The sequence below is a fragment of the Kitasatospora sp. NPDC054795 genome, from assembly GCF_053611565.1.
This window is the reverse complement of record NZ_JBSHAP010000052.1, coordinates 1-22,432: the sequence shown is the minus strand read 5'-3', so window position 1 is coordinate 22,432 and position 22,432 is coordinate 1. Positions and strand designations below refer to the sequence as shown.

Here is a 22,432-nt window from a genome sequence, read left to right as displayed (position 1 = left end):
GGGCCTCTCGGGAGAATTCTGGGAGAAAACCGCTCCGGACGATCTCCCGGCGGGCCTTCTACTGACCGGCCCTCAGCAAGGTGTCGAGCACCCCCACAGGCGACCCCGGCGACATCCGCCGCCGGGCTTCGAGTGACGCATCCCATTCAGTAGTGAGGTCGTCCATGAGCCTGCTCCGCATCTCGGGCGTGATGTGCGAGTAGCGGGCCTGGACCGACCCGTCCTCGTGCCCCATCCGCTCGTCCTTGAGCTTCGGCGGCGTGCCGAACCCGTCCATCATCGTCTTGTGCGTGTGCCGCAGGCCGTGCGGCGTGAGACCGCGCTGAATCGGCAGCCAGCACGCCTCCGCACGGCCGGACGCCCCCCGGCCGCGCGCCGGGACGCCCGGCCACGGGTCGGCGAGCAGCGGCACCGGCCGGGCCTCCTCCGGCGCCTTCTTCGGATACCAGCCGGTGGTCGCCGGGTGGAACAGCCACGTGGCGAACCCGTTCCGGCGCCAGTGCGCGGCGTTCTCGCCGGACGGCCAGTACCGGATGTAGCCGAGGTCCGCGATCGCCTTCTCCACCCGGGACCGCGTGTCGGGGGCGACGGCGTGGGGGCGGTTGAGGACGTTGGAGACCGTGCCGGTGGAGACGCCAGCGGCTCGGGCCACGTCCACCAGCTTCGCGCCGGGCCGACGGGCGGCTCCGTTGGCGGCGCCGTGCCCGCTGAAGAGGTACCGCCGGCCGTGGCACTCGCACGGCTTCGTGCCAGCGCGGACCACCTGCGCGGCGAGCAGACCGGCGAGGAAGGCCGGGGTGTCGATCGTCCGGTAGGAGTCGTCCTTGGGCGGGCAACGGTGCATCTCGCCGGAGTCCAGCTCGTACAGCTGCCATTCGACGCGCACGGACGCCGGGCGGATGAACTCGGCTTCGAGCCCGACGATCTCGCCCCAGCGCATGCCGGTGTAGCCCTTGAGTACGACACCGACGAACTCGTCGTCCCGGCCCGACAGCAGCGCGGTTCGCTCGGCGATAAGCAGGATGCCAAGCCCGGTGGTGATCACCTTCTCGCGGCCGCGGTTGCGTGAGCGCCCTGCCCGCTTGCCCCGGCCGCGCCGCCGGCTCGCCGGGTTGGAGTCGCGCAGACCGGCGTCGACGGCGTCAGCGAGGATCAGGTGCAGCGTCCCGCGCCACGTCTTGATGCTGCTCGGCGCGTAGTCGCGCTCACGTTCCCGACGCTCCCATGCGTCGACCGCGCCCTTAGTGATCTCGTCAAGGAAGACGTCCTCGAACTCCGGGAGCAGGTGTTCTTCGATGTGGCGGCGGTAGTTCTGCATGGTCGATGCGGCGAGATCCTGGTCTTCGTACCAAGCGCTGGCGTACTCACCGAACGCCATACGCTCGGGCTCCGGCGCGGCGGGCGGCCGGGCGGCCTCCTCGGCCACCTTCTCTTCCGCGACGTTGGCAGCCTTCTCTGCCGCGCGCTTGGTCTTGAAGCGCTTCGTCCTTCCGTTCTCGTCCTGGACGGTCCCGTAGTTGCCGGGCGCGATCTTGTAGCGCCCGCGCCAATAAGTGCCTCGGTTCTCGGCGAATCCCAATGTGATCTCTCTCGAAAGACGACGCCCCGCCCGACGTTGGCGCCGGGCGGGGCGTGGGGGCTGGACGGTCTTCAGGCTGCGGAGGGAGCCGCCACTCGGCGCGGAGGCCGCGCACGGAGGCGGACGGCCGACTGAGTCGGCCGCTGCTTCCGAGGCGGAACCTTCGGTGCCATGTCCGCGAGGGTCACGGGCTGCACCGACGCTCCGGCGGTCGGCCGGGCCTCGTAGGTGCGGACGATCTCGGCGAACTGCTCGGCGGTGAAGCGGTAAGCCCGTCCGGGCTTGGTGAAGGGGATACGCCCGCGCCGGGCCTGCTCCTTCACCCACCACTCGGACATGCCGAGCGCCTTGGCGACGTCCGCCGGATAGAAAAGGGCGGGCAGGTCGCCCCTGTTCGTTGCCACTCTCTGGCCTCCTGTTGGGCGAGATCGGCGATTGCGGAGCGTGACAGCCCTCTCTCGCGGACGGAGATGAAGGGCGGAAAGTGTCAGGGATGTCAGGGAAAATCGCTGACCTGCGGTTTTGGCTCCTGGCAGGGCGTCAGGGATTGTCAGGGATGTCAGGGAAATTCGGCTTTCCCCTGACATCCCTGACGTTCCCTGACAGGCTGTCCGGCGATGTTTTGGCTGGTCAGGGATTTTCCCTGACATCCCTGACGGTTACGGGGCTTCGGCCCCGTCCACGGGGGTGCTCACGGCCGGGTGGACACGGAACGTGACGGCCGGAGCCCGGCCTCGCTGACCGCCGGCGGGCGACTGGTCGGCGCGGAGCCAGCCGTGCTGTTCGAGGAGGGCGAGGGCAGGTTCGACGTCGGCGACCTTCTTGAACCGCCGGGACGACGCGACGGCGTCGTGGGCCTTGATGTGGGTGCGGTGGGTGCCGTCCTTCTTCGGCCGCTGGAGCCATTGGAGGAGGGTGTGGGCGTCCTCGGTGGCGGGGTCGGCGGCGATGAGGTCGAAGACGGCGAGGGTGTGGGCGGTGTAGTAGTCGGCGATCTCGGCGGCCCGCTCGACGGTGGCGGCGGCCAGGTCGGTGCGCCAGGTGCCGGGGTCGTGGTCGGGGGTGATGTGGTCGGCGAGGTGGAGCAGGACGGCGATGCGGGCGATGTGGCCGACGAGCTTGCCGGCCCAGTCCTTGATGTGGGCGAGCGGCTGGTCGGGGCGGAGCTGGACCTCGACGCGTTCCTGCAGCTTCTCCACGGCGAGGTCGGCGGCCCGGTCCATGACGACGACCACGGGCTCGGGGAGGTCGGTCATGGCGCGGAGCAGGCGGGTCAGGTTGCGGTCGTAGGCGTTCGCCACGGGCTCGGGGATGGGGTCGGTGCGGACCTTGCGCCAGCCGAGGTTGGACGGCGGGAGCGAGTAGAGGAAGCGGGCGAGCAGGCCGCGGTCCCGGGCGCCGGGGGCGGCGCCCAGTTCCTGCAGCACGGCGGGCTGCGGGGTGACGCCGATGGTCAGCGCGGGCTTGTCGACGGTGGGCTGCTCGCGGGTGATCCGGTCGGTCTGGAGCCGCTCGCCCTTGTGGGCCTGCAGGAACACGCCCAGGTTCGGCTTGCTGCTGTAACGGCCGACGATGCTGTCGAACAGGTCGCCCTCGGGGGACAGCGCGGCCAGGCACCGGTGCACGCCGAGATGGTGGGTGACGGTCTCGGCGGTGATGTCTCCGGACAGCGTCAGGCGCGGGGTCGGCGGGACCACGATCTCCTCGGCGAGCATCTTCGCGGCGGAGATCTCCGCGACGAGCTGGGTCCGGTCGGCCTCCGGGTTCTTGCGCGCCTTCGCCATCAGGGCCTCGACCTCGGCCAGGGCTGCGTCCCGGGTGGTCTCGGCCTCGATGATCGTCGCCCGGGCGTCGGCCTGCAGCTCGGCCTCGACCTTGTAGACCGGGCCCATGGTGAACGCGAAGACGTCGGACTTGCGGCTGGCCGGCGGCATCGCGCAGGTCAGGTAGAGGTTGGACTGCTCGCGCCAGCCGGGCCGGATCTCCACCCCCACCCGACCGCCGGCCGCCGTCGACAGCGCGGCCAGCGCCATGGTCGCGGCGGCGTCGGGCGGGGTCTGCGTGAACTCCGCGACCGCGTCGACGTAGGCGCCCACCCACCCGGGCAGCGCCTTCACCGGGAAGGTGGGCAGGCCGGTGTGGGAGCCGAGCGGCACGGGGTCGAGCCAGGTGTCCCCGCCGGCCAGGTCCGCCAGCACCGACAGCGCCGCGGTGCGGACCGCCTCCAGGTCGGTCCCGGTGTCGCCGGCCATGTGGGCCAGGCGGCTGGTGGTGGTCCCGATCCGGCGACGCTCAGCCGCGACCCGGACGACCTCGGCGTAGTAGTCGCCGTTCGCGGCGGTGGGGGTGGCTTCGATGCAGGTGTGCAGGTAGCCGGGTCCGCCGATGCGGCCGAGGTCGCCCTGCGCACGCAGGACGCCGGTCAGCAGCAGCGGGTCCACCGGCCGCTCACCGCCGGCCATGCGGGTGATGGCCCGCCAGATCGTCTCGTGCGCCGGGTGGTGGAACACCCCGGGGTCGCCGAGCTGGGCGGCGAGGGCGGGGATCTGGGCGGGGTCGAGGAGGGCGGCGCCGATGACGGCCTGTTCGGCGGCCTTGACCTCGGCAGGCTCGGGCCGGAACGGGATCACGTTCGGGTGGGCGTACTCGGTGCTCAACGCAGGGGGCTCCTTTCGTGCGGAGCGGGGCGGCCCGCATCCGGGGTGGTGCCGGGTGCGGGCCGCGGGGCGGTGGGGTGTCAGATGTCGAGGGCGGTCTGTCCGTCGCACACGGCCGCGGGGGCGGGCGGCAGCAGCGCGTCCAGGGCCGCCTGGTGGTCGGGGTCGCCGAGGAGGCAGATGACGCGGCCGTCGGTGGTGACCAGCCACTCGGGGTCGGAGTGGACCGCTTCGACGGCGGCCTCGCGGGTGGTGGAGTGGACGGCGCACTCGTCGGCGCGGTCGGAGCCGTAGTGGGTGCCGCAGACGTCGCAGACGGCGACGTGGCAGGTCACGGCCTTGATGGGCACGGTTTCCTCCGGGTCAGAACAGGGCGTCCGGCCCGGCCGGGGCGTCGGCCTGCTGGGCCTTGGCGGCGATGCGGCGGGTGGCGTCGTGGCAGGCCGGGCACCACGCGGCCAGCTCCTGCTTGGGCAGGGCGGCGGCGCGGTGCGCGGGCAGCAGCAGGCTGGCGGGGTCGGCTGCGGCGGCGAGCAGGCTCACGGGGCCGGTGCCGTGGCGGGCATAGCCGCCGTGGACGGTGGGGCAGCGCCCGCCGTCCTTGGCGTGGCTCTTGCCGCAAGTGCCGCGGCACTGGCAGCGCCCGGCCGCGGCGGCGAGGACGGCCTGCCACAGGCCCGTGGTGTCGCCGAGCGGCGGGATCCGGCCGCTCACGCCGCCACCGCCCCGGCCCCGGCGCCGGTCTGGGCGGCGGCCTGGCGTCCGATCAGTTCGGTGTAGGCCGGGGGGACGGCTTCGCGCAGGCCGTCGCGGGTGGCCCAGGGCATGCCCATCACGGCCGCGCTGCGGGCGAGGGGGACGTTCGAGAAGTTGCCGACGACGTGCATGAACTCCCCGTCGGCCACGGGGCGGCCCATCTTCGCCAGCGGCGCCGTGTGTACGGGGTGCTGGGGCGGGGTGATGGTGAGGCCGCCGCCGGGCTCGAAGAGGCGGTGGCGGTAGGTGCGCAGGCCGAACGCGGCCCCGCACAGCATCACCGGCTCCCGCAACTGGTCGCGGGCTTCTTCGACGTTCTCGATCACCCGCGGGCGCCCGGTCCCCTGCATGGCTTCGCGGGTGGGGGCGATGAGGTCGGGGTGTTCGCGGCCGCGGATCTTCTGGCAGCGGGTGTAGCGCTGGCAGGGCGGGGAGGCGTGCAGGAGGTCGAAGAGGTGCCCGTACTCGGCGATGAACCGGACGGCGTCGGCCTGGACGAACGCGAGCGGGTTTCGCGGCTGCGGGGCGTTGTCGAGGCTGAGGACGCGGTATCCGGCGAGGTGGTAGCCCATGCCGGCGCCGCCCTGGCACCCGTAGGTGTCGAGGACGGTCAGGCCGTTCCACGGCCGGGCGGGCAGCCACGCGGCGGACGGGCGGGCCGCCAGGAACAGGGCGCCCAGGGCAGCAGTCGTGTTCACCGGGCACCGCCGAGCAGGTCGTCGACCAGCGGGGCCAGCGTGCTGTTGGCGTGGGCAGCGAGGGCGGCGACGGCCTGCTTGGCCTCGTGGGTGAGGGTGCGGCCGGGCCGGGCCGCGGTCGGCTGCACCAGGATGCTGTCCGGGACGGGGACGAGCAGGGTGGCGGTGACCAGGACGGCGGGCCGGTCGGTGCGGTCGGGGCCGATGAGCACGGGCCACGGCTCGTGGGCGTGCCACGGGTTGCGCTCCCAGTCGAGCGTGCGCAAGCGACCGGCGGGGCGGCGGGCGAGGTCGCCGTGCTGCAGGCCGACCTTGGTGCCGAGTACGGCCCGGCCGTCGTGGTCGCGGCGCACGGTGAGCGGGTGGACGTCGGGGCGCACGGCGACGTACCCGGGGGCCATCACCGGGAACGTGGCCACCGACCACGCGACGGCGGCGAAGTCCACCGGCCGGAGCGGCTCCCCGTCCTCGTGGAAGTCCTCGGCGTGCCGGGCGAGGTAGGTGCCGTAGCGGGAGTGGCTGTCGCTGGCCTGCTCCCGGTCGGCGATGTCGTCGATGACGGCGAGCGTGAAGCGGTCGAACTCGGGCATGCTTGGTCCCGTCTCGTTGTGGGATGCACGGCCCCGCATCAGCCGGTCTCTGCCAGGAAACGTTGGCTGGTGTGGGGCTTTGTGCTGTTCGGGAGCGGGTCTGTCCGGTCCCCCGCACCGCCCGCGCCCCTGCCGCTGGGTGCGGCGGGGCGCGGGTGGCACGGCCGGTCGGGCAGGCCGGGCTAGAACGGCGCCTCGGTGGAGTAGACGGGCGGGATCCAGCCGAAGAGCAGGTGGGCGATCCAGCCGGGGAGCGGGAGCAGGGGCCGGACACGGTTCGGGTTCCAGCAGGTGCAGTCCCACCATTCGGTGCCGCCGTACTCCCCGTGCTCGCCGGCGTAGTCCTCGGGCCAGCCGCCGTGTCCGCCGCAGGTGCGGCACTTGGGGTTCGGGGTGTCGGTCAGCTGGATCACCGGGCGGGGCCAGGGGTTGAAGCGCAGTCGCATGCGGGCCATGACGTTTCTCCTGGTCAGCGGTTGCGGTTGGTGACGTTGACGTGCACGTTCACGGCGCCCTGCCCGCCGCCCCGGCCCCCGCTCCCGCTGGTGGTCTTGGCGAGGGCATAGGCGCCGACGCCGAGCGCGGCGAGGCCGCCGATGCTCCCTGCGGCTGCGGCGACGGCCTGGACCGCATAGCCGACGCCGAGGCCGCCGGCGCCGAGGGCGAAGCCTCCGGCGAGCAGGCGCGCGGGCCACGGGTCCCGGACCGGGGCAGCCTCGGCGACGGGCGGCGGGGCGGGCAGGTAGACGGCGGTGGGGGCGAGCGCCGGGCCGTACGCCACCGGGGCCGGGGCGGCGGGGTGGTAGACGGCAGGCGGGGCGGTGAAGGCGGGCGCGGGGGTGAAGTAGTAGGGGGTGCCGTCCGGGCCGTGGTGCACCGGGGCGGCGATCGGCTGCGTGCTGGCGGTGCGGTCCATCGGGGTCTCCCGTCGGCGGCCGAAGGATTTCCCGTCGGGCGGGTGGAGTTCCACGCCCGGGACGGGAAATCCTTCGGTTCGGGTGGGTGGGGTCAGTGGCCGGTGACGAGTCGGGCGATGGCGCCGAGGAAGTCGTTCACGGGTCCGGCGAGGCCGGTGGTGGCGGCGGTGAAGCCGGACAGCCACATGACGGCGGCGGTGCCGGGGCCGGTGCGGCGGGCGCGCAGGAGCAGGACGGCGGCGACGGCGAGCAGGACGGTGACGCTGAGCGTGACGGCCATGGTGGCGGTCCTTCCCGTACTGGTTTCGGTGACGGTGCGTCATGAGCTTGTGTGGGGCATACGGCCGGTCCGGTGCATGGGTATAGGCCCGGATCCGGGGCGCGGGGCGGGGGCTGTACAGGGCCCGCTGTATGGCCCATACGCCCCACACAGGCAGGTCAGGGACCCCATACGGGCTGTATGGCCCATACGGTCCGTACGGGGCTCGGTGTATGGGGCTGTATGGGCCTGTTCTGGTTACTGCCTGTACCTGTTGAGGGCGTCGGCGAGGGTGCGGGCGTAGAAGCCGGAGCGGGCCGGGCCGCCGTCGACACGCAGGGTTCCCTGGCCGGGGCGCTCGACGCCGACGCCGCGCAGGAGTTCGTTCAGGTCGATGCCGAGGGTCTGCGGGTCCACGCCGAGCGCTTCGGCCAGCGCCGAGACGTACATCCGTCCGCCGGCGGCAACGACGGCCGCGTGGGCGCGGACGAGCAGGCCCGGTGCGGGGTCGACGACCGGCTCGTAGACGCTGTCGTCGCCCTCGTCCGTCGTGGCGGTGGGCGTGGGGTTGGTGCGGTGGGCGGAGAGGTTGAGGCCGCCGGAGCGCGGCTGCTTCACGAGCCGGTCCCCGGCCGCGGTCCGCCCGCCCGGGGCTACGAAGGGCGACAGGTTCAGCCCGCCCGCCCCGCGGGCCGGGGCGTCGTGGGTGGTCGGGTCCGGCTTGGCGGTGGCGGTGGCGGTGGCGTTCCAGAGCCATCCGGCGCGGTCGTCGTCCCAGCGGCGGGTGTAGTCCTCGCCCGCGGCGTCGGCCGAGACGCGGTCGAGGGCGGGCCGCAGGTGGTTGGTGGCGAGGACGGCGGCCCGGACCTGGGAGGGCGAGGTCTTCCAGGTCTTGAAGGGGGTGGGGGCGAAGCCGTCGGCGCCGGCGGCGCCGATGACGCCGGAGCCCTTGGCGTTGAGCTGGCGGGTGTCGACCTTCGCCCGCGGGAACATCTTGGCGAGGTTGTTCCCGGCGCTCTCCCCAGACGTGAGGGCGACGCCGACGGGGGAGAACTTGCGGACCTCGGTGTCACCGAGCGCGCTCACGTTGCCGTCGACGGCGGTGAGCACGAAGCGGACGCCCATGGCTCGGGTGGTGCGCATGGCCTTGCGGACCGCTTCGCGCAGTTCCTTCAGGACCTGGGGGGCGGTGGGCTGGATGGACAGCAGCTCGGCGCCCTCGTCGACGACGACCATGATCTGCGGCAGCGCGGGCGAGACGGGCAGCAGCGTCGTGTCCATCTCGTCCAGCAGGTCCTGGTAGTGCTGCTGGCGGGCCGCGTTGATCCGCAGCGCCGCCCGCATCATCCGCAGCGCCTCTTCGGGGGTGGAGGCGATCCAGTCCACCCCGGGCCGGGTGCCGGCCGGGGCGGGAGCGGTCCCGGCCTTGGGGGCCTTGCGGCCCGTCGCCTCCAGCCAGGGCCGCGTCCACGGGATGCCGACCGCCCCGGCCTTGAGGTCGATGACGAAGGTCAGCACGTCGGTGCAGCGGGCGAACCCGGTCAGCACGCCGTCGACCAGGGTGGACTTGCCGGAGCCGGGCGGGCCGAGCAGCAGCGCGCACGCCTCCCGCAGGAACACGGTGACCGGGTCGAGGTTGGGGAGCATGCCCCACGGGATGCCGGTCAGGATCGACAGCGGCGAGTAGTCGTCGGGGTAGGGCTGGGCGTCGGCCATGCCGTTGACGGTGGGGATGTCCAGGACCACGCGGCCCTGGATGTCTCCCTCCTCCACGGCGATGACGCAGCCGAGCGGCAGGCGGGCGTCCCCCGCAAGCGCCCGGGCGCGGCCGGCGATCTGGTCCCAGGTGGCCATGCCGCCGGGGAGTTCGGCGGCGAGGGAGAAGCCGCCGCCGGTCTTCCAGAACTCCACCGCGAACACCCGGGTCTGGACGCCGGCGACGCGCTGGATGCGCTCCTCCCACTCGCGGGCGACGGCGCGTCGGCGCCGGTCGAGGGCGTCGGCGGCCTTGGCGGTCTGCGGGGAGACGGCGAGGCGTTCCTCCTCGGCGGCCTCCTCGTGGACGGCGGCGGCGGAGGCCATCGCCCCGATGCCGACGCCGAGACCGGCGAGGGTGCCGGCGGCGGCCCAGGACAGGGGGCCGGTGTGGATGGCCCAAGTGGTCCAGCCGCCGGCAAGCAGCCACGACGCCGAGCGCGTCACCAGCGACATGGCGGTCAGGCGGCGGCGCACGCTCCAACCGATCCCGTGGCCGAGCGCCCCCGCGGTACCGACCGCGAGGGGCAGGGCCTCGGGCATGCCGGTCGCAGCGCCGAGCAGGGCCAGCGCCCCCGCGCCGGTCGCAGCCGACAGGGCGCCGGTGGCGGGGCCGTGCGGGGCGGCCCAGTCCAACGGCACCCCGCGCTTCGGCGTCCGGGGCCGCAGGGCCTTGGCGGGCTTCTCCACCGGCGACGGCGCGGTCTGGGCCTGCGGGGTGTGGTCGGGCGGGAGGTTGGTGAGGTTCAGGCGGTCGGTCATGCGAGTCTCCGGGTGTGGGCCGGGGCGGGCCGCACGTACTGTGCGGCCCGCCCCGGAGGGTGGTGGAGAGATTGACGAACTAGCCCTGCTGGTGGGCTAGTTGTTGTTGGTGTCCCACTTCTCCTCGCCGTTGCGGGGGTCCTCGTGGCGGCGGATGTCCTGCTCGTGGAGCCGGCGGAAGACCTGTCCGATCTCGCCGGCGGTCTGCACGGCGAGCTGGATGTGGGAGTAGACCTCGGTCAGGGCCTCGGCGATCGGGGCCTCCAGCGGGAACTCCGCGTCAGCCTTCTCCGCGAGGATGCGGAAGACGTTGGCGATCGACTGGAGGGCGTCCGGGATCTCCTCGCACATGGCGAGGACCTGCATCATCCCGTCGGGGTCGAAGGTGTTGGCCAGGGCCTCCATCTCGGCGGCGACCTCGGCGAAGCTGAACGCGCTGCTGGTGGCGGTGTTCACGGTTCCTCCCGGGGAAACGGCGGTGCTGTCGGTCGAGTTGTGGTTGCGGGGAGCGCGCGGCACCGTGTCCGCGACCTCCCCCTCGTCGGTGTCGGGGTCGGGGGTGTCGAGGGTCTCGGCGGCGGCGAGCGCGGCGTCCAGGCCATCAGCGATCGCCTGGTCACGGGCCTGCCGGTCGTCACGGGCCCGGCCGAGCATCCGGGCGAACAACCTGCGGCCCGGATACATCAGCCACGGCATGTCCAGGCGCCGGCCGAGCGGGGTGGTGACGGCGCCGACCAGGCCGACCGCGCCGGCCAGCAGCGCGGCCAGCGCCCACCGGGCCCAGTACCGGGCGGCCGAGCGACGCAGCCGCTTGCGGGCCGCCCGCGCCACCGCGCCCCTGCGCATCGCCACCCGACGCCCCCTCACCCGGTCGTCCGCCCGCCCGTCCCGCGCCACCCGACCGGCCAGACGCTTGTCCTGCCGCCCCTGCTGACGCGCGGCGAGGCGCTGGTCCTGCTTGGCCTGGCGGCGCGCGTCCCGCGCGGCCTGGCGCGCGGTGCGCTTCACCGAACCCGCAGCCCCGGGTGTCGCCGGGCCGGGGTTGGTGTGGCCGGTGCGGGCCAGTTCGCGGGCGGTGGCCTTCGCCACCCGCTTCTCCTCCCGCGCCGCGACCTTCGCGGCACGGCGGGCGTCGGCGACGGTGCGGCGGGCCGCGGTGTCCTGCACCCGCTTCTCCCGCCGGGTCGGCGCCGCCCCGGCCCGATCGGCACGAGCGGCCCGCACCTGCGCCGCCCGCACCCCAAGACCCGACCCCGAACCGCCACCGGCCACCGAACGGTGACCGGCCACGGCGCGGGAACCGGACCCGGAGGGCGAGCCCGCGACAGCGGCGGCGTTCCGGCCGGGTCGGCCAACGGCACTGGCGGGACGCCCGGCAGACAAGGCACCCGTGCTCCGGTGGCCCGCCGCACCGGCGCCGAACAGGCCGTTCGACCCGGCCGGGACGCCGGTCCTGCCCTGGGGGCGCCCGGCACCAGCAGCGCCGGGGCGTGCGGGACGGTGCTGCTGGCCGAGCGGCGACCGGGCTCCGGCCGGGCCCGGCGTGCCGAACAGGCCACCCGGGGCCGACTGCTGACGGGCAGCGGAGCGGTTCGGCGTCGGCCCGGCGCCCTTCCTGCCGGCGGTCTTGCCGGTGCGGGAGCGCAGGGCGGCGGCACCGGTCGCCGCGGCCGCTCCGCCGGCGAGCAGGGCCAGCGCCAGCGGCCCGCCCGCCAGCGCGGCCGCCGACACGGCGCCGACGGCGGTGTTCCCGGTCGCGACCGCCAGCGGAACCACCGGCAGACCACCACGGGTGTGTGCGGGGCGGGCCGGGGACCGACGACCGGCCGCAGCCGCGGGCGCGGCGGGCTCCATCGGCAGGGCCGCCGCGGTGGAGTCCGGCACGGGCTGCGGCGCGGACGGCCGGGCCGGGGCGACCTCGGCCGGGATCAGGGTCTCGGACATGGCGTCTCCCCTGGTCACGCGCCCGCCGGGGCGACGGTGTCCCCGGTGGCGCTCCGCTCGACGACCGGCTTGCCCAGGTCGCGGTGGATGAGGTCGACCGGGCCGACGGTCTTGGACACGCGGGTGGCCAGGGCCCCGGCGACGGTGGCAGCACGATGCCGACCGCCGGAGCAGCCGACCGCGACGGTCAGCGGCGCCGGGCTCGGCCCGGCGTCGAACGCCTCCACCAACAGCGCGGCGGCCACGATGGCCTCGCGGATACCCGGGGTGGTGAGCACGGCCCGGCGGACCGGCAGGTCGGCGGCGGACAGCTCGCGCAGGGCGGGGTCGACGTGCGGGTCACGGAAGTGACGACGCAGGTCGAGGGTGAGGTGGGCCTCGGGCGGGGCACCGTGCAGGTACCCGAAGCTGATCACGCGGATCTCGGTCATGGACATGACAGGGACCTCCTTGTGCCGGATCGGCAGCGGAGCAGAGCGAAAGGGGGGTTCAGGCCGCGAGGGCGGCGGAATCCGCGCAGGGCAGGCAGGTGCCGAGGTGCGCGGGCAGGACGTAGCCGGCGTCGCGGCTGCACCGCGGGCAGGTGCGGCGGGCACGGTTGGCGCTGGCCAGGGCCCGCCAGCGGCCGACCGTCATCGGCCGGACGGGCTTGGCGAGGTCCAGGCGGTAGAGGTAGGCGGCCCGCTCGCCCTTGCTGCGGCGGGCGCGCCAGAGGATCTGCGCGGCGACCGGCTGGCCGCCGGGTCGCAGGCCCCGGGCGCGGAGCTGGCGGCGGGTGAGCAGGTCGGGCGGGGCCATGCGCCACGGATAGGTGGGCATACCGCCGTGCCGCTCGCCCGCCGGGTCCCAGAAGCGGGGACGGCCCACGGCTACTTCCCCGGGGTGTCGGCGACGGCGAACAGCTCCACCGGCACGCCGTCGAAATCGCCGACGGCGTTCAGGCAGGCGCCGTGGGGGCAGGCGCTGAAGTCGACGAACACCGGGTCGAGGTCGAGTACGGAACGCCACTGCTCGAAGTGGGTGAGCGAGTCGCCGACCACCAGGACCACACCCCACTCCGGCGCTCCGGCGTCGCTCACGTACTCGTGCACGTCGAAGTCGGCCCGGGGCATGTGCGGGTGCTCGGCGAGCAGCATCATGAGCGCGTGCGCGGCGTCGGCCTCGCTCGTGAGGGTGGTCATGACGCCTCCTCGGTGGTGTCGGTGCCGGGAATGTGGCGCTCGGCGTGGACGGCGGCGCGCAGGCGGACGGCGTAGTCGTTGCGGCAGCCGATCAGGGCGCGGACCTTCTTCGTGGACAGCTCCTCGCCGGCGGCGGCGAGGTCGGCGGCCAGCAGCCGGACCCGGGCCAGATCGGCCGGGTCGAGCGGGCGTTCCCCGGCGCCGGAAGCGTTCCCGCCGTCGTCCACCGGAGGCGTGTTCACCGTCGTGCCGGGGATCGGTGCGGGTGCGCTCGACCCTTTTCCGTAAAGGGCTTCGAGGGCTTCGAGCGTGATCGGGGAAGCGTTCCGCAGAGCCTCGGGAACGGTGTCCAGGTAGACGCTGTCCGGCGGGCCGGAGGGCAGCGGGAGAGTGAGGGCGGGGAACGGGTCGTCGGGCATTCCCGGCCACAGATCGGCCGGCGCGGGGAGTGCGCTCAGCTCGGCGACCCGGGCCCGGGCGTTGAGCCGGCGGGCCAGCAGATCGGCCGTCAGGCCCGGCACCGTGACGCCGTGGACGTACTCCCAGGCGATGCGCCACGCGTCGTCGGCGGCCAGCGCCCCGTACGCGGCGGCGGACAGGAGCCTGTCGGCGACGGCCCGCACCTCCGGGTGATGCTCGGCCCGGCGGCGGGCGTGCTCGGCCCGCTCCTTCGCCGTCCTCTTCTCGGCGGTGGTCGGGCCCCGGCCGCCGTGGGTCTGGAGGTCGGTCAGCCACACCGCGCCGATGCTGGACAGGGCCAGCACCGCGGCGACCCACCGGGCGTCGGGGTACTGCGACCAGCCGTGGGCGAAGTTGATGCCCCCGGCCACGGTGCCGGCCGCCCACGCGCCGAGCCGGTAGGTGCGGGTGGAACGCTCGCCCTCAGCCTGCGCGCCCATGGCGACCAGCGCCCACGCGCCGCCCTCCAGCATCGCGGCCAGCAGGACCGCCAGCAGCAGCGCCACGTCCGCGTGGTCGAGCGCGGCCACCTGCGAGACCACCGCCGGCACGATCGAGCACACCTGCACCAGGCGCACGAACGCCCGCGCCGGACTCGCGGCCACCCAGCCGGGCACCCGGCGGAGACGGGCTGCTCGGGCCGCGCGGGCCCGGTTGCGGGCCTGTTCGGCGGCGAGCCGATCGGCCTCCCGGCGGACCCTGGCCGCCTCGGCGTCCAGCCTGTCCTGCTCGCGCTCGTCGCGCCGGTCCGCCCGCCGTTCGGCGCGGTACTCGCTCAGCCCGCTCATGCCGCCGCCCTGCCCTGCTCGGCGCGGACGACCGGCCGGCGGGCGGCGTGCAGCAGCACGGGCGCCTCGTCCATCAGGCGCTCGGCGTAGGCGGCCAGCTCCGGGTCCTCCCGGCGCAGGTCCGCCAGCACCTCCAGCGCCACGTCCATCCGGGCCCGGTACGCGAGCGCCGACTCACCGGGCCCCCCGGCGAACAGCTCCTCGTCCACGCCCAACGCCAGCTCCGCGAACTCCTCGGAGTCCACCGCGTACTGGCCTGCAACAATCGACTTCACGGGTCTACCTCTCCCAGCTGAGGGTGGGCCCCAGGGGCTGCCGCGCTCCGGCCAAGGAACGCGCGGCGGCCCCGACTCATGCGGGCCCAGACCACTCGCGATGTACGAGCAGCCATGACCCCCGACCCGCCACGGGCGGCACGGATCGGGGACCAAAGACACTCGTTGTTGATCTGGCGCGTCTTTCGGGAGCGTGCTCCCGCTTCAGGCAGACGCGGATCTTGCGATCACTGCCCTCCGGACTGAAAAGGCGCCGGGAACCATGGCCCCGTGAGGCCGCTTCGCCCTGGGCTCGGCGGTAGCCGACCACTCGCGGACGCATTCATGCAGGTCAGAGAAGCGAGAAGCCTTCCCAAGCTGTGCTTAGGGGGGCTTTCGTGCTTGCCTGATACCCAAGGTAGGCAGTGGCCGACTGGGCGTCAAGTCCCCCTCGCGGTACTCTTGCTTCGCCCCCCTAGGCAGTGAAGGGATGACCATGCACGAGGAACTGGAGCGGGTGGCCAACGTCGCCGTCCCGATCGAACGGGCCAAGGCGGCAATCTCGCTGATGGCGGACTATCAGAACCGGGTAGTCGAACTGTCCCGTGTCCGCCGTGAGGCCATCGAAGAGGCGTCGGCGTCGGGCATGTCGCAGACGGAGATCGCCGCCCTGCTCGGTGTCAGCCGTGGGCGTGTCGGTCAGCTCGCGTCCGCCGGCCCCGCTCCGGAGCGCGCGTTCTTCGGCTTGGGCCCGATGACGGTGGCGCTCGGCGGCAAGTACGAGGCCGGGAAGTCGCAGGACGAGAACCCCAGCGAGGTCGTGACCAGGGAAGACCTCAGCAACTACGAGCACCTGCGCAAGCTGTTCGCCAGCCTGAAGCTCGACTCGGACTCGGAGGTGATCGCGCCGTCCGGCATTGTGAACCTGAACCGCGATCACCTGGTGGTCGTCTGCGGGCCACGGTTGTCGCCGATCGTGGCCCAGGTGCTTGAAGGGGATGACAACCTGCGCTTCCGCAAGGACCGCGCTTGGCACCTCGTGGACCTGCGAACTGAGACCGAGTACCGCTCGCCGCTCGACGAAGACGGAACGGCCGGGGACGTCGGCTATCTGGCCCGGTTGCCCCGACTCGACGGCAAGGGCACGTTCCTGTACATCGCGGGCATCCACGCGATCGGCGCGAACGGCGTCGTCCACTACCTGGAGAACCACCTGGGCGAGCTGTACCGGGAGGTGAGGACGAAGCGCTTCTCGACGCTCATCTCGTGCCGCTACGACCCGAAGACCCTTGAGGTCTTGGAGAGCAACAGGGTTACTCCGATCTACCGACACGAGGGCTGACATGCGCGTCTCTCTTGCTACCGCGCCCGGCGGCCTGGGCGCTAACGAGGACTGGGTGGGCGCCACCCCGTCGCTGGCCGTCGTTCTGGACGGGCTCAGCACGGTCGGGCTCGACACCGGCTGCAAGCACGGCGTCCCCTGGTACGTCGCCCAACTCGGTGGCCACCTGCTGGCTGCGCTGGCGGACGCCGAGCGCCCGCTGACCGATGGGCTTGCCCAGGCCCTGGAGCAGGTGGCGGCGCTGCACTCCACCTGCGACCTGGCCAACCCGGGGACCCCGTCGGCGACGGTTTCGGTCCTCCGGGCCAGCGGTGAGCAGTTCGACTACCTGGTGCTTGCCGACTCGCCGATCGTCTTTGAGCGGAACGGCGAGTACCTGGTGAAGACGGATCTACGGGTGGATGCGGTAGTGCCGGAACTCCGGGCGGCGACAGGGCGCTTCGCCACCGGAACGCCGGAGCACACGGAGAGTGTGCGGCGCATGGTCACGGCGCAGAGGCTCACGCGCAACACGGCGGGGGGCTACTGGGTGGCAGCGTCCAACGGGGAGGCGGCCGGGCACGCGGTCACGGGGGCGGTGCCGGCCGCCGGCGTCAGCGCGGTCGCGGTCATGTCGGACGGCGCTTCCACCCTGGTGACCGACTACGGCGCGGCTTCCTGGCCGGAGGTCTTCGCGATGCTGAGGGCGGCCGGTGCCGATGGGCTGATCTCCGCTGTGCGTGATGCCGAGGCCACGGACCCGGATGGCGTTCGCTGGCCGCGCTACAAGCGAGGCGACGACGCGGCGGTCGCGTTCTGCCAGATCTCGTGAGCATGGGCCAGTTGTGGGCCAGCGGTGACGGAGGGTTCGAAGTGGGAGCGCTCCGTCCCAGGTAGGAGGACCTGACTCATAGCGAGGCGGCTCTGATCTTGAAAACTGTCTTCCTGGCCGCCCCCACGGGCTAGCGCTCCCGATACCTGAAGGCGGACTGCCAGCCTGATCTTCAGGTCAGCTGAAGTTCGTCAGGTGGTCGTGGTGCTGTGCTCAGCTTCGGGTCGCTGGTTCGGCAGCAGCGGCAGGATCCCGCCAGCCTGCTTCTGAACCAGCACCCGCAGCTCCGCCGGCGTGGGCCACGGAGCACTGCGGTGAATCATGCGGTGGCAGTTGGAGCAGATGAGTGCGAGGTCAGAGAGCCTGGTGGTGCTTTCCCCGGCAACGTGGAGGGGCACGATGTGGTGGCACTCGATATAGCCGGCGCCGCGCTCCCCGTAAACCGCCTCGAAGTCGAAGCTGCATACCTCACAGGCGAGGCTGCCCCCGCTCTTGAGTACTGCCTTGATCTTCTGCTTCTTCAGCTTGCCGTCCCGCTCCCTGCGCAGGTGCTCGCGTGCGATCACGCGGCCTTCCCTGGCCTCGAACTCGTCGATGTCGCCATCGTCGGCGGGCACCGGGACGTACCCGGGTGCAGTGACCAGGTCGCGGATTCGCTGGGCGACTTCGAGCATGGCAGCCTCGTCGTCCAGGAACGCCTTGATGACCTTGTGGTCGTTCTTGCCAGCGTTGGTCGGCTTGCCGACATAGCCCGGCCGGTTGGTGGCGAGGTCGTACGTCTTGCGGGCCACGCTGTTGAAGCTGCGGAATGCCTCATCCCGGGGAGTACCAGCATGCGCCGTCATCGTCTGCAGAACAGCCGACAGCATGCGAACCTCCTCGTGCTCGGCCGGCAGTCCCCGCCAACCGTTCTGCACCACGAGTGCGCAGGCCAGCACCGCTTCGTCCCAGGTCCATGCGGGGTTGCGGACCTGTTTGACCGTGAAGCCAGCGGCTTTCAGCCAGGCGGCAGCGCCGGTCTTGCCGCCCGAGAACTCATCGTGTCGCAGGGCGCGGCCGTACTCGTACTTGTGGGCCACGCCGGCCACTGCCTTCGAGTGGTACTCGCGGCCGTCGACCAGCAAGACGTAGTCCAGTGCCTTGCCGTACCCGTACTCGGCGAGGAACGCCTCATCACCCAGGCCATCGCACTCGGCAGCCGCACGGAGGATCGACTCCCGGCTCAACTTCCCCTTCTGCATGAGCGGATCGTACGGGCACCGGCTGACATTTCCGCAGGGGTCTGCCGGGGTCAGCGCTTCGGCACAACCGGGGCAGGCACGACCGGATCGCCTTCGCGAGCACGGACCCAGGCCGTGCCACTGATGACAGCAACCGAGCGCCCCTCGGACTCCTCTGGCGCAGGAACAACGCGAGCACAGATGCACTGCCCCTTCAAGGGAACATCGAGCCCGAGGTTTCGTGCAACGTGAGGATCGAGGTCCTGGTGTCCCAGCACCAGGATGCCCTTCTCCCGGAGGAAGTCACGTACACCGCCACTGGCCCGGGCACGCGTCCCCTGGGCGTCCGTGGTCGTCCGCCGAAGTACGGGGCCGTTGTAGCGCAGTAAGACACTCAGGCGCTGCCGAGGCTACGCCCAGCGGGCCCTGGAGCCTCGCGGGCGCCATCACGCTACGTACAGGCTGACCAGGTCCTTCCACGCCTGGTTGGCGGTTTGCCGATCCGCATGCAGCCCGCCCGGAGGAGAGGAGGACACAGTGAGCTACTTATCGAGAACAAGCTGCTGCTTGTAGGCTACTTGTAGCTGTCTGCTGAAGTCTGGACTACAAGCAACCTACAAGCAGCAAGGGGCGACCATGGAGACCGCTGACCTCATCGGCACACTGGGGACTCTTCGCGCCCTGGAGACTGACACTTCATTCATCGAAGCAAAAAAGGCAAAGGGGGGACTCCCAGAGAAGCTCTGGGAGACGGTCAGTGCCTTCAGCAATGCCCAAGGCGGAGTAATTCTTTTGGGCATCGATGAAAAGGAGGGATTCTCGGTCACGGGTGTGGATGAGCCAGGAGCCATGGAGGTTGCGATTGCAAATATTTGCAGCGGCGACACGATGGAACCCCCAGTTCGACCACTAATTCAGACCCACGAGGTTGAGGGAAAGCATGTAGTGGTCGTGGAGATCCCCCCTATGGGATCTGGACAGAAGCCGTGCTTTTATCGGGGACTGGGGGCGTATGGTGGCTCCTATATTCGCGTGGGCGACAATGATCGCCGCTTGACAGATTACGAGGTGAATCTCCTCCTTGCTGGCCGCGGGCAGCCTAGGGACGACGAGCGAATCGTAATTGAGGCGGCCATTGAAGATCTTGACCCTACCATTGTCCAGTCGTTCGTTGCTGGCCAGAGGAGGGAGCGACGGAGGGCATTCGAGAATAAGACTGACGATCAGCTTCTTGTTATGATGAAGGCCGCAAAGGAGCATGACGGGCGGGTTGTTCCGACACTTGCTGGATTGCTGTGCATGGGGGCCTATCCGCAGCAGTTCTTCCCGCAGCTGAATGTCACATTTGTCGTATATCCGAATATTACAGCTGGGGTGCCCGGGCCAAGCGGAGAGCGATTCCTGGACAACGCGTCCCTCAGCGGCCCAATCCCAGATGTGGTCAGCTCTGCCCTGGCTATGCTTCGGCGGAATATGCGACGGAGAAGTGTAATTTCTGGAATTTCTCGACAGGATGTCTGGGAATATCCGGAGACGGCCCTGCGCGAAGCAGTGGTAAATGCTCTGGTGCATAGGGATCTCTCCCAAGGGTCGCTTGGCACGCCCACGCAGGTTGAGATGTATCCCGATCGACTCATCGTAAGAAACCCTGGAGGGCTGTATGGGCCAGTGAATCTCATGGATTTGGCGACCTCCCATATTTCGTCGGCGCGAAATCAGGCACTGGTTCATATCTTGCAGAACGTTGACCTGCCAGATGGAGGCAAGGTCTGTGAAGCTCGTGGTTCCGGGATCAGCTCAATGATCTACTCCTTGAGGTCGGCCGGCATGGGTTTGCCCGAGTTTGAGGATCAGATCTCTGCATTCCAGGTGACGTTCCCGAACGCTTCCCTCCTCGATGAAGATACGGTGCGTTGGATCGGATCTCTTGGCCTCCAGGGGCTCAGCGACTCACAGGCATTGGCGTTGGCCCGGATGCGCAATGGTGAATCACTGAATAACAACAGCTACCGTTCTCACCTCGGGGTAGACAGCCGAGTAGCGACATCTGAGCTGCGTGATCTAGTGGACAGGGGCGTGGTAGTCCAATCTGGTTCCCGCCGCTGGGCCACCTACACTCTGGGAGACCCAGGCGCTCCGATCGCGGAGGCTAAACCTGTTGCGGCTCAGCTTCCACTGGAGGAAGGCCTGGGCAATCCGCAAGGGATGCAAAGCGCTGAGAAGAAATCCTCGGTACCGCATCTGGATGAAGTCGCCGAAGACATCTTTGATCTGCTCGCTTCAGGTCCCCTTTCGAGGGCAGAAATTGAGGCGGCATTGGAGCTGCCAACCCACGTAGTGCTACACCGATTGAGGCATCTGAGGTCAGCTGGGCGCGTGAGTCAAACTGGACCGTTGCGGTCCCCCACCGGGAAGTGGGTTCGAGTCGAGGAATGACGAAAATTTCCTGAGGAGATCGATGGGAAGCTGCCGCGGCTCGGATGGCGAAGCGGTTTTGGCTAGCGTCCTGTCTGGTCTGGGTCCGAGCATGATCCGGGGCCCACACCGTGGGCCCGTGCCGCGACCGACCTTGGGAGAAGCTTGGGAGAAGATCTTGAGATTGGGGCCGCTTGAGCCGAGGCAGGACCAACGGAGACCAACGCATTGACCTGCGCGTCCGTAAGCTTGCGCACGTCGTCCACCATCCCGGACGTCATTCGGGACGAAGAGGCCGTGGGTTCAAATCCCGCCACCCCGACCCAGTACAGAGGGCCTGCCGGAGAAATCCGGCAGGCCCTCTGTCGTTGTGCGAGGCCGCCCGGGTGACCGACCCTCAGCCGCTCCGGCCGTGGGGGCCTGCCGCCGAGTCCGCCGGTCGGTGGCCGGCGGGTTCCGCCGTCCAGGTGTGCCGGGTCCGGCCGTCGACCGGGCTCCGGATCGCGGACCTGCGGCGACGCCCCGTCCGGACGGCCCGTCGGAGCTCCCTGCACGCCCGTGGTGCCGTCGCCGGCCGGTTCGCCCGCGGCCGCCTCCGCTCCGGCCCCGGAATCGCGCTCGGCATCGACGGACGGGGCCATCGCGATCGTCGCGGAGGGGCCCGCCGCGCGGCCCCCGGAACAGGTCGTGGTTCGCGCCGTGTTCGGCCCCTGGAAAGCTCCGGAGCGGACGCCGGGAAGGGTCTCGGACCACCAGCGGGGCGGGCACGCGGGCGCGAGTGGACGCGGCGCGCCGGGCGGCGTCGGGTCAGAGGACGGTGGTCAGTTCGGTGCGGGAGGTGATGTTGAGCTTGGGGTAGGCCTTGTAGAGGTGGTGGGCGACGGTGCGGGGGCTGAGGAAGAGCTGGGCGGCGATGTCGCGGTTGGTGAGGCCCTGGGCGGCGAGGCGGGCGATCTGGAGTTCCTGGGGGGTGAGGGGGGACTGCGGGGTGCCGGTGGGGGTGGCCGGGGCGGGGGTGCCGGTGGCGGAGAGTTCGGTGCGGGCGCGGGCGGCCCAGGGGTGGGCGCCGAGGCGGTCGAAGGTCTCCAGGGCGGCGCGCAGGTGGGGGCGGGCGTCGGTGCGGCGGCGGGTGCGGCGCAGCCATTCGCCGTAGAGGAGGGCGGTGCGGGCCTGTTCGAAGGGGCGGTGGGCCGTCGCGTGCCGGGAGAGGGCGGCGCGGTAGGCGGTCTCGGCGAGTTCGTCGGGGCCGAGCAGGGCCTGACAGCGCAGGCGGAGGGCGTCGGCCCAGGGGCGGTCGGCGGCGGCCGTCCAGCGGGCGAAGCGCTCGTAGGGTTCGGCGGCGCGTTCGGGGGCGCCGAGGCGGACGGCGGCCTCTACCAGGTCGGGGACGGCCCGGGTGGCGCTGATGTGGTGCCGGTGCGGGCCGGTGGTGAGGGTGTGCAGCCGGTCGGCGGCGTCGCCGGCGCGGCCCTGGCCGAGGTCGAGCAGGGCGAGCGCCCACTGGACCCAGGCCAGGCCGGCCGCGGGGGCGGCGGTCTGCGGGCCGGTGGTGGCGAGGGCGGTCGCGGCGAGTTCGGCGCAGCGGTCGGCGCGGCCGTCCAGCGCGGCCAGGAAGGCGAGCAGCGCGGCGAGTTGGCTGACCCACTGGTGCTGGCCGGTGTCCCGGGCGAGGCCGAGGCCTTCGGTGGCGGTGAGTTCGGCGTCGCGGTGCCGGCCGTGGAAGAGTTCGGCCTCGGCCAGGAAGAACTGCAGGGTGGGCATCACTCCGACGGTGCCCTTGGCGCGGGCTTCGGCGATCAGTTCGGCAGCGAGTTCGGCGGTCTCCTCGTCGCGCCCGAGGACCAGGGTGGCGCCGCACAGCTGGACCAGGTCGACCGGGCTGTCGGCCCCTGCCCGGCGGGCGGCCTCCACGGCCTCCCGGACGGGCCGAAGCGGCGTGGCGGGCCGGCCGAGCGCGGGCAGAACGGCCGCGGGCAGGTGGCGGGCGAGCGGGGCGAGGGGGTCGTCGGCGGCGAGCGGCAGGACCGCCAGGCGGTCCAGGACGG

Annotated in this window: 23 protein-coding genes; 3 read left to right on the top strand and 20 right to left on the bottom strand. The window is 71.8% G+C overall.

Annotated elements, in window-relative coordinates; translation table 11 throughout:
• Positions 1-58: 58 nt before the first annotated feature.
• The 17 genes from ACWGJO_RS20060 to ACWGJO_RS19980 all read right to left on the bottom strand — a co-directional run bounded on the left by ACWGJO_RS20060 (position 59) and on the right by ACWGJO_RS19980 (position 14,620).
• Positions 59-1,579: a LacI family DNA-binding transcriptional regulator gene (locus tag ACWGJO_RS20060; protein ID WP_452185484.1), complete on the bottom strand. Its 1,521-nt coding sequence runs from the start codon at positions 1,577-1,579 to the stop codon at positions 59-61.
• A gap of 71 nt (positions 1,580-1,650) precedes the next feature.
• Positions 1,651-1,983, bottom strand: coding sequence for a helix-turn-helix domain-containing protein (locus ACWGJO_RS20055; protein ID WP_452185482.1), 333 nt, complete (start codon positions 1,981-1,983; stop codon positions 1,651-1,653).
• 255 nt (positions 1,984-2,238) lie between these two features.
• Positions 2,239-4,236, bottom strand: coding sequence for a DUF3987 domain-containing protein (locus tag ACWGJO_RS20050; protein WP_452185480.1), 1,998 nt, complete (start codon positions 4,234-4,236; stop codon positions 2,239-2,241).
• Positions 4,237-4,316: 80 nt separating this feature from the next.
• On the bottom strand, positions 4,317-4,586 hold the full coding sequence (locus ACWGJO_RS20045; protein WP_452185478.1) for a hypothetical protein: 270 nt from the start codon (positions 4,584-4,586) through the stop codon (positions 4,317-4,319).
• 13 nt (positions 4,587-4,599) lie between these two features.
• Positions 4,600-4,950 carry a hypothetical protein gene (locus ACWGJO_RS20040; protein WP_452185477.1) on the bottom strand — a complete coding sequence of 117 codons (351 nt, stop codon included), beginning with the start codon at positions 4,948-4,950 and terminating at the stop codon, positions 4,600-4,602.
• A complete protein-coding gene (locus ACWGJO_RS20035) occupies positions 4,947-5,690 on the bottom strand; it encodes an SAM-dependent methyltransferase (protein WP_452185475.1) in 744 nt (247 codons plus the stop codon). The genes ACWGJO_RS20040 and ACWGJO_RS20035 overlap by 4 nt, the downstream gene beginning before the upstream one ends.
• Complete coding sequence (locus ACWGJO_RS20030; RefSeq protein WP_452185473.1) at positions 5,687-6,280, bottom strand: hypothetical protein; 594 nt, start codon at positions 6,278-6,280, stop codon at positions 5,687-5,689. The genes ACWGJO_RS20035 and ACWGJO_RS20030 overlap by 4 nt, the downstream gene beginning before the upstream one ends.
• A gap of 182 nt (positions 6,281-6,462) precedes the next feature.
• Positions 6,463-6,735, bottom strand: a complete 273-nt coding sequence (locus ACWGJO_RS20025; protein ID WP_452185472.1) for a hypothetical protein — start codon at positions 6,733-6,735, stop codon at positions 6,463-6,465.
• Positions 6,736-6,749: 14 nt separating this feature from the next.
• The gene (locus tag ACWGJO_RS20020; protein ID WP_452185470.1) at positions 6,750-7,196 is read right to left on the bottom strand and encodes a hypothetical protein; all 447 of its coding nucleotides are present in this window, start codon (positions 7,194-7,196) and stop codon (positions 6,750-6,752) included.
• A gap of 92 nt (positions 7,197-7,288) precedes the next feature.
• Entirely contained in the window at positions 7,289-7,477 is a 189-nt protein-coding gene (locus tag ACWGJO_RS20015) for a hypothetical protein (RefSeq protein WP_452185468.1), read from the bottom strand.
• Between the two features lie 237 nt (positions 7,478-7,714).
• Positions 7,715-9,973, bottom strand: a complete 2,259-nt coding sequence (locus ACWGJO_RS20010) for a hypothetical protein (protein WP_452185466.1) — start codon at positions 9,971-9,973, stop codon at positions 7,715-7,717.
• Positions 9,974-10,069: 96 nt separating this feature from the next.
• On the bottom strand, positions 10,070-11,917 hold the full coding sequence (locus ACWGJO_RS20005; protein ID WP_452185464.1) for a hypothetical protein: 1,848 nt from the start codon (positions 11,915-11,917) through the stop codon (positions 10,070-10,072).
• A 14-nt stretch (positions 11,918-11,931) separates the two neighbouring features.
• Complete coding sequence (locus ACWGJO_RS20000; RefSeq protein WP_452185462.1) at positions 11,932-12,354, bottom strand: RapZ C-terminal domain-containing protein; 423 nt, start codon at positions 12,352-12,354, stop codon at positions 11,932-11,934.
• Between the two features lie 52 nt (positions 12,355-12,406).
• Positions 12,407-12,736 (bottom strand): RRQRL motif-containing zinc-binding protein, encoded by a 330-nt coding sequence (locus ACWGJO_RS19995; RefSeq protein WP_452185527.1) that lies wholly within the window; start codon positions 12,734-12,736, stop codon positions 12,407-12,409.
• Positions 12,737-12,786: 50 nt separating this feature from the next.
• On the bottom strand, positions 12,787-13,098 hold the full coding sequence (locus ACWGJO_RS19990) for a hypothetical protein (protein WP_452185460.1): 312 nt from the start codon (positions 13,096-13,098) through the stop codon (positions 12,787-12,789).
• Positions 13,095-14,345, bottom strand: a complete 1,251-nt coding sequence (locus ACWGJO_RS19985) for a hypothetical protein (RefSeq protein ID WP_452185458.1) — start codon at positions 14,343-14,345, stop codon at positions 13,095-13,097. Before ACWGJO_RS19985 ends, ACWGJO_RS19990 begins: the two co-directional genes overlap by 4 nt.
• The gene (locus tag ACWGJO_RS19980) at positions 14,342-14,620 is read right to left on the bottom strand and encodes a hypothetical protein (protein ID WP_452185456.1); all 279 of its coding nucleotides are present in this window, start codon (positions 14,618-14,620) and stop codon (positions 14,342-14,344) included. Before ACWGJO_RS19980 ends, ACWGJO_RS19985 begins: the two co-directional genes overlap by 4 nt.
• Positions 14,621-15,095: 475 nt before the next feature.
• Here ACWGJO_RS19980 and ACWGJO_RS19975 point away from each other — a divergent pair, with 475 nt between their 5' ends.
• Both ACWGJO_RS19975 and ACWGJO_RS19970 read left to right on the top strand, forming a co-directional pair.
• Entirely contained in the window at positions 15,096-15,941 is an 846-nt protein-coding gene (locus ACWGJO_RS19975; RefSeq protein ID WP_452185454.1) for a sigma-70 family RNA polymerase sigma factor, read from the top strand.
• Positions 15,942-15,996: 55 nt separating this feature from the next.
• The gene (locus ACWGJO_RS19970; protein ID WP_452185452.1) at positions 15,997-16,752 is read left to right on the top strand and encodes a protein phosphatase 2C domain-containing protein; all 756 of its coding nucleotides are present in this window, start codon (positions 15,997-15,999) and stop codon (positions 16,750-16,752) included.
• A gap of 191 nt (positions 16,753-16,943) precedes the next feature.
• On the opposite strand, the gene ACWGJO_RS19965 is transcribed toward ACWGJO_RS19970, so the two are convergent.
• Both ACWGJO_RS19965 and ACWGJO_RS19960 read right to left on the bottom strand, forming a co-directional pair.
• Positions 16,944-17,993, bottom strand: a complete 1,050-nt coding sequence (locus tag ACWGJO_RS19965) for an HNH endonuclease (RefSeq protein ID WP_452185450.1) — start codon at positions 17,991-17,993, stop codon at positions 16,944-16,946.
• 50 nt (positions 17,994-18,043) lie between these two features.
• The gene (locus tag ACWGJO_RS19960; RefSeq protein ID WP_452185525.1) at positions 18,044-18,358 is read right to left on the bottom strand and encodes a NaeI family type II restriction endonuclease; all 315 of its coding nucleotides are present in this window, start codon (positions 18,356-18,358) and stop codon (positions 18,044-18,046) included.
• A gap of 250 nt (positions 18,359-18,608) precedes the next feature.
• On the opposite strand from ACWGJO_RS19960, the gene ACWGJO_RS19955 reads away from it, so the two are divergent.
• The gene (locus ACWGJO_RS19955; RefSeq protein ID WP_452185448.1) at positions 18,609-20,408 is read left to right on the top strand and encodes an ATP-binding protein; all 1,800 of its coding nucleotides are present in this window, start codon (positions 18,609-18,611) and stop codon (positions 20,406-20,408) included.
• A gap of 786 nt (positions 20,409-21,194) precedes the next feature.
• Here ACWGJO_RS19955 and ACWGJO_RS19950 read toward each other — a convergent pair.
• On the bottom strand, positions 21,195-22,432 hold a 1,238-nt coding region (locus ACWGJO_RS19950; RefSeq protein ID WP_452185446.1), incomplete at its 5' end, for a helix-turn-helix transcriptional regulator.

Excerpts from the sequence above, each read along its gene's own strand:
- ACWGJO_RS20030 (WP_452185473.1), bottom strand. The coding sequence starts at position 6,280 with ATGCCCGAGTTCGACCGCTTCACGCTCGCCGTCATCGACGACATCGCC.
- ACWGJO_RS20025 (WP_452185472.1), bottom strand. The coding sequence starts at position 6,735 with ATGGCCCGCATGCGACTGCGCTTCAACCCCTGGCCCCGCCCGGTGATC.
- ACWGJO_RS20020 (WP_452185470.1), bottom strand. The coding sequence starts at position 7,196 with ATGGACCGCACCGCCAGCACGCAGCCGATCGCCGCCCCGGTGCACCAC.
- ACWGJO_RS20015 (WP_452185468.1), bottom strand. The coding sequence starts at position 7,477 with ATGGCCGTCACGCTCAGCGTCACCGTCCTGCTCGCCGTCGCCGCCGTC.
- ACWGJO_RS20010 (WP_452185466.1), bottom strand. The coding sequence starts at position 9,973 with ATGACCGACCGCCTGAACCTCACCAACCTCCCGCCCGACCACACCCCG.
- ACWGJO_RS20005 (WP_452185464.1), bottom strand. The coding sequence starts at position 11,917 with ATGTCCGAGACCCTGATCCCGGCCGAGGTCGCCCCGGCCCGGCCGTCC.
- ACWGJO_RS20000 (WP_452185462.1), bottom strand. The coding sequence starts at position 12,354 with ATGTCCATGACCGAGATCCGCGTGATCAGCTTCGGGTACCTGCACGGT.
- ACWGJO_RS19995 (WP_452185527.1), bottom strand. The coding sequence starts at position 12,736 with ATGCCCACCTATCCGTGGCGCATGGCCCCGCCCGACCTGCTCACCCGC.
- ACWGJO_RS19990 (WP_452185460.1), bottom strand. The coding sequence starts at position 13,098 with ATGACCACCCTCACGAGCGAGGCCGACGCCGCGCACGCGCTCATGATG.
- ACWGJO_RS19985 (WP_452185458.1), bottom strand. The coding sequence starts at position 14,345 with ATGAGCGGGCTGAGCGAGTACCGCGCCGAACGGCGGGCGGACCGGCGC.
- ACWGJO_RS19975 (WP_452185454.1), top strand. The coding sequence starts at position 15,096 with ATGCACGAGGAACTGGAGCGGGTGGCCAACGTCGCCGTCCCGATCGAA.
- ACWGJO_RS19965 (WP_452185450.1), bottom strand. The coding sequence starts at position 17,993 with ATGCAGAAGGGGAAGTTGAGCCGGGAGTCGATCCTCCGTGCGGCTGCC.
- ACWGJO_RS19955 (WP_452185448.1), top strand. The coding sequence starts at position 18,609 with ATGGAGACCGCTGACCTCATCGGCACACTGGGGACTCTTCGCGCCCTG.